This window comes from Nocardioides sp. (assembly GCF_024509035.1).
Classification (GTDB): Bacteria; Actinomycetota; Actinomycetes; order Propionibacteriales; family Nocardioidaceae; genus Nocardioides.
The window spans coordinates 1-5,621 of sequence record NZ_JANINT010000144.1 but is presented as its reverse complement, the minus strand read 5'-3'; the positions used below and the strand labels follow the sequence as shown (position 1 = coordinate 5,621).

Below are 5,621 nucleotides of genomic sequence, written 5' to 3'. Positions count from 1 at the left end.
GAGCACTACACCGAGGCCGCGACGGCAGGGCGCTGGACGATCTGGGCGGAGCGCCCGTGAGGTCACGCCCGGTCGCGACAGCGGCGTACGTCGTGCTGCTGCTCGCGTGGTGCTGGTTCGTCGGCATCCCGAAGGACCCGGCCGGCGTGCTCATCTGGATCTGGCTCGGCACGGTCGCCTGGGACGTCGTGCGGCCGTGGCGCCACCACCGGCAGTTCTGGCTCGACTGGTGGAAGCCGCTGCTGGTGCTCGTCCTCTACTGGCTCGTGCGCGGCCTCACCGACGAGATCGGCATCGCCCCGCACTACACGATGCCCGTGCGCGTCGACGAGTGGCTGGGCTCGTGGGGGGGCGGCGCCGAGGTGCCGACCGTGACGCTCCAACGCGCGTGGTGCGGCGTGCCCTGCAGCAACGACCTGCCACCGCGCTGGTGGGACGTTCTCTTCACGACCGTCTACGCCTCGCACTTCCTCGTCGCGCTCGTGCTGGCCGGGATGCTGTGGCGGCGCAACCGGCTCGAGTGGGAGCGGTGGCTGCGCCGCTACCTCTCGCTGTTGCTCGCCGGGCTGACGATCTACGTCGTCTACCCGATGGCACCGCCGTGGATGGCAGCGCGTGACGGCTACCTGCCCGAGGTCCACCGCATCACCGGTCGTGGCTGGTCCGAGCTGGACCTGCACCGGCAGACGATGGTGATGTTCGGGATGGGCAACAAGGTCGCGGCGATGCCCTCGCTGCACGCCGGGATCGCGTTCCTCGTCGCGATCTACCTCATCGGCCGGCTCCGCTCCCCTGCTCGCTGGCTGCTGCTGGCCTATCCGCTCGCGATGTCGCTCGCGCTGGTCTACTTCGCCGAGCACTACGTCGTCGACACGCTCGTGGGCGGCCTGCTCGCCCTGGTGGTGGCGGTCGCGTGCCGTCGCTGGGAACGCGTGCGCGCCGCCTGAGCACCGAGATTCTCGGGCCAACGGTCAGGTCCTGGCCTCAATGACTGTCACAAAGGACGCATTCCGGTTGTCGTACGGATGTGTCCGGCCGTGTCCGGGGCCCCGATGAGTTCGGGACCCGACGGGGGTCGGACTAGGGGAAAACCCCGATGCCGACTGTCCCGCCTCCTTGAGAGAGTCCCACCATGCACCGTCAGATCGCCGGCAAGCTCACCGGCCGGGTCACCAAGTGGCTCGTGCTCGTCGCCGTCCTCGTCGTCGCCGGGCTCATGATGCCCTTCGGGGGCAAGCTCACCGATGTCCAGAACAACGAGACCGAGTCCTGGCTGCCCTCGAGCGCCGAGTCCACCAAGGCCTTCGAGAAGCTGAAGGCGTTCCAGGACGAGTACGACGTCGGCACGACCGTCGTCTACCACAAGGCGGGCGGGCTCTCCGAGTCCGACCTCGCCGCCATCGAGGACCAGGCCGGCGAGATCGAGGCCATCAAGGGGATCACCGACGTCGTGACGCCCCAGCGCGCCGAGGCCGCCGGCATCCCCGCGCCGTTCGTCTCCGAGGACGGCGAGGTCGCCAAGCTCCAGTTCACCGTCAACTACGGCGACAAGCTCTGGGAGGAGCTGCCCGACCTCAAGGACCGGCTCGACGAGATCACCGCGATCGACGGCGTGGACACCTACCTCGCCGGCGCCGGCGGCCAGAGCGCCGACGCCGCCACGATCTTCACCTCCTTCGACGGCAAGCTGCTCTTCGTCACCCTCGGCGTCGTCGTGCTGATCCTCCTGGTCAGCTACCGCAGCCCGCTGCTGTGGGCACTGCCGATCCTCAGCGCGGCCATCGGGCTGATGACGACGATGGGCCTGCTCTACTTCCTCGCGAAGTACGCCGGGCTCACGGTCAACGGGCAGACGCAGTTCATCCTCACCGTGCTCGTGATCGGCGCCGGCACCGACTACGCGCTGCTGCTGGTCGCCCGCTACCGCGAGGAGCTGCGCCGTCACGAGGACCGCCACGAGGCGATGGCGTTCGCGCTGCACCGCGCTGCGCCCGCGATCCTGGCCAGCGCGGCCACGGTCGTGGTCGGCCTGCTGTGCCTGACGTTCGCCGAGCTCAACTCGACCGCCGGCATGGGCCCGGCCAACGCCATCGGCGTCGCGGTCACGTTCCTGGTGATGGTGACGCTGCTGCCCGCGCTGCTGGTGATCTGCGGGCGGTGGATCTTCTGGCCGCTGATCCCCCGCTACGGCTCGCAGGAGCCCACCGCGTCCGGTCTCTGGGCGCGGGTCGGCAAGGGCATCTCGCCGCGACCGCGGACCGTCTGGGTCGGCACCGCTCTGGTCCTGGCCGCGTTGTGCCTGGGCTTCCTGCGACTCGACACCTCCGGCATCCCCAGCGACGAGATGTACACGACCGAGCAGGACTCCGTCACCGGGCAGACGATCCTCATCGAGCACGGTCTGGTCGATGCGAGCACGCCCGTCCAGGTGGTCGCGAACGAGGACAAGGCCAAGGACGTCGCGGCCGCCATGGCCGGCGTCGACGGCCTCGCCCAGCCCGTCGTCGTGGCCGCCGAGGACGGCGTCGCGCTGATCGCCGCCGAGCTGACCAGCGACCCCTACGCACCGGCGGCGTACGACACCGTCGAGGACGTGCGGACGGCGGTCCACGGGGTCGACGGCGCGGACGCGCTCACGACCGGCATGACGGCGGTCTCGCTCGACATCGAGGACGCCGCCTCACGCGACAACAAGGTGATCATCCCGATCGTGCTGCTCGCGGTGCTGCTGATCCTGATCGGCCTGCTCCGGTCGCTGGTGTCGCCGCTGATCCTGGTCGGCACGGTGATCTTGTCCTTCGGCGCCGCGCTCGGCATCTCCGGTCTGGTCTTCGACTTCATCTACGGCCACGAGCACACCGACACCGGATTCCCGCTGTTCAGCTTCGTGTTCCTGGTGGCCCTCGGCATCGACTACAACATCTTCTTGATGACGAGGGTCCGCGAGGAGACCGCCAACCACGGCACGCGGCGCGGCTCGCTGATCGCGCTGTCCTCCACCGGTGGGGTGATCACGTCGGCCGGCATCGTGCTGGCGGCGACGTTCGCGATGCTCGCGACGATGCCGATGACCTTCACCCTCCAGCTCGGCACGACCATCGCGCTCGGCGTCCTGCTCGACACGATGATCGTCCGCTCGGTGCTGGTGACCGCGATCAACCTCGACGCCGGCGGGAAGATCTGGTGGCCCAGCCCGCTGGACCGCAAGCCGCCGATCGAGCCCACCGAGGGCGTGGCCCTCACGCCGGAGGCGGAGCCGGAGCCGACACCGGTCTGACCATCAGCTGACCATGGGCTGGGCCAGCCGCCCCCATACCGGGGCGGCTGGCTAGCCTGAGCAGATGAGCGAGCTGCAGCCCACCCCGCAGCAGGTCCGCCGGGCCCTGGCACGCGCCGAGCGCGGCGCCGCGCTGGACGTCGCCGAGGCGGCCGTCCTCCTGGCCGCGACCGGAGCCGACCTGGATCGGCTCACCGCCGCCGCGGCCCGGGTGCGCGACGCCGGGCTGGTCGCGGCCGGCCGGGCCGGGGTCGTCACCTACTCCCCCAAGGTCTTCATCCCGGTCACGCGGCTGTGCCGCGACCGGTGCCACTACTGCACGTTCGTCGAGACCCCGGCCCAGGCGGCTCGAGACGGGCGTGCGCCGTACCTCTCCCCCGACGAGATCCTCGCGATCGCCGCCCAGGGCGCCGAGCTCGGCTGCCTCGAGGCGCTGTTCACGCTCGGCGACCGGCCCGAGGATCGCTGGCCCGAGGCCCAGGCCTGGCTGGACGAGCAGGGCTACGACTCCACGCTCGCCTACGTCCGCGCGATGGCCGTGCGGGTGCTGGAGGAGACCGGTCTGCTGCCCCACCTCAACCCCGGCGTGATGTCGTGGGAGGAGATGAACCGGCTCAAGCCGGTCGCCCCCTCGATGGGGATGATGCTCGAGACGACCTCGCGCCGGCTGTTCGAGACCAAGGGCGAGGCGCACTTCGGCTCCCCCGACAAGGACCCGGCCGTGCGGCTGCGGGTGCTCGAGGACGCCGGCCGGCTCTCGATCCCGTTCACCACGGGGCTGCTGGTCGGCATCGGCGAGACCCTCGAGGAACGCGCCGAGACGATCTTCGCGCTGCGCGCGAGCATGAAGGCGTACGGCGCGATCCAGGAGGTGATCGTCCAGAACTTCCGCGCCAAGCCCGACACGGCCATGCGGCACACCGACGACCTCGACCTGGACGAGTACCGCGCCGCGATCGCGGTCACCCGCATCGTGCTCGGCCCCAAGGCGCGCGTGCAGGCGCCGCCGAACCTCGTCGACACTGATCTGTCTTCTGGGGAGTGCCGGGCACTGCTCGAGGCGGGCGTCGACGACTGGGGCGGCGTCTCGCCCCTCACCCCGGACCACGTGAACCCCGAGCGGCCCTGGCCGTCCCTGGAGCGGCTCCGCGACCTGACCGCGTCGTGCGGCTTCGAGCTCGCGCCCCGGCTGACCGTGCACCCCGAGTACGTCCGCGCCGGCGAGCCGTGGCTCGACCCACGGGTCTCGGCCCACGTGGCCGCGCTGGCGACCGCGGACGGGCTGGCCCGGCCCGGCGTACGTCCCACGGGGCTGCCGTGGCAGGAGCCCGACGGCGGGTTCGCGTCCGTCGGTCGCACCGACCTGTTCGCCGCCGTGGACACCGAGGGCCGCACCGACGACCGGCGCTCGGACTTCGCGAACGTCTATGGAGACTGGGACGCCGTGCGCGAGGCGGCGTCGTTGACGGGTGCGGGGGTCTCGACAAGCTCGACCATCGGGTCGGCGGCGCTGCGGGCGGCGGAGAAGGACCCGGGCAACCTCTCCGACGAGCACGCGCTGACGCTGATGACGGCGGAGGGCGAGCTGCTCGAGCAGGTGTGCCGGCTGGCCGACGACCTGCGCCGCGAGGCGGTGGGCGACGAGGTGACCTATGTCGTCAACCGCAACATCAACTTCACCAACGTCTGCTACGTGGGCTGCCGGTTCTGCGCGTTCGCCCAGCGGCGCACGGACGCCGACGCCTACTCCCTGTCCCTCGACGAGGTCGCCGACCGGGCTGCCGAGGCGTGGGAGCTCGGCGCCACCGAGGTGTGCATGCAGGGCGGGATCGACCCCGAGCTGCCGGCCACGGCGTACTTCGACCTCGTCAGCGCGGTCAAGCAGCGGGTGCCCGAGATGCACGTCCACGCGTTCTCGCCGATGGAGGTCGTCAACGGCGTGGCCCGCACCGGCCTGTCGATCGAGGACTTCTTGATCAAGGCCCGCGAGGCGGGCCTCGGCTCGCTGCCCGGCACCGCCGCCGAGATCCTCGACGACGAGGTGCGCTGGGTGCTCACCAAGGGCAAGCTGCCCACCCGCACCTGGATCGAGGTGGTCTCCACCGCCCACCGGGTCGGCATCCCGACGACCTCGACGATGATGTACGGCCACGTCGACAACCCGCGCCACTGGGTCAACCACCTGCGGGTGCTCTCGCGCATCCAGGATGCAGCCCTGGAATCGGGGGCGGGTGGGTTCACCGAGTTCGTGCCGCTGCCGTTCGTGCACACCTCCGCGCCGATCTACCTCGCCGGCGTCGCCCGGCCCGGCCCGACGCTGCGCGACAACCTCGCGGTGCACGCG

At 70.9% G+C, this 5,621-nt stretch carries 3 protein-coding genes; all 3 read left to right on the top strand.

Annotated elements, in window-relative coordinates; translation table 11 throughout:
- The coding region (locus tag Q0L15_RS11510) for a phosphatase PAP2 family protein (protein WP_296604485.1) at positions 1–947 on the top strand (947 nt) is incomplete at its 5' end.
- A 185-nt stretch (positions 948–1,132) separates the two neighbouring features.
- Positions 1,133–3,277 carry an MMPL family transporter gene (locus Q0L15_RS11505; RefSeq protein WP_296604483.1) on the top strand — a complete coding sequence of 715 codons (2,145 nt, stop codon included), beginning with the start codon at positions 1,133–1,135 and terminating at the stop codon, positions 3,275–3,277.
- 64 nt (positions 3,278–3,341) lie between these two features.
- Positions 3,342–5,621 (top strand): bifunctional FO biosynthesis protein CofGH (locus tag Q0L15_RS11500; RefSeq protein WP_296604481.1); only part of this gene is annotated, 2,280 nt, incomplete at its 3' end.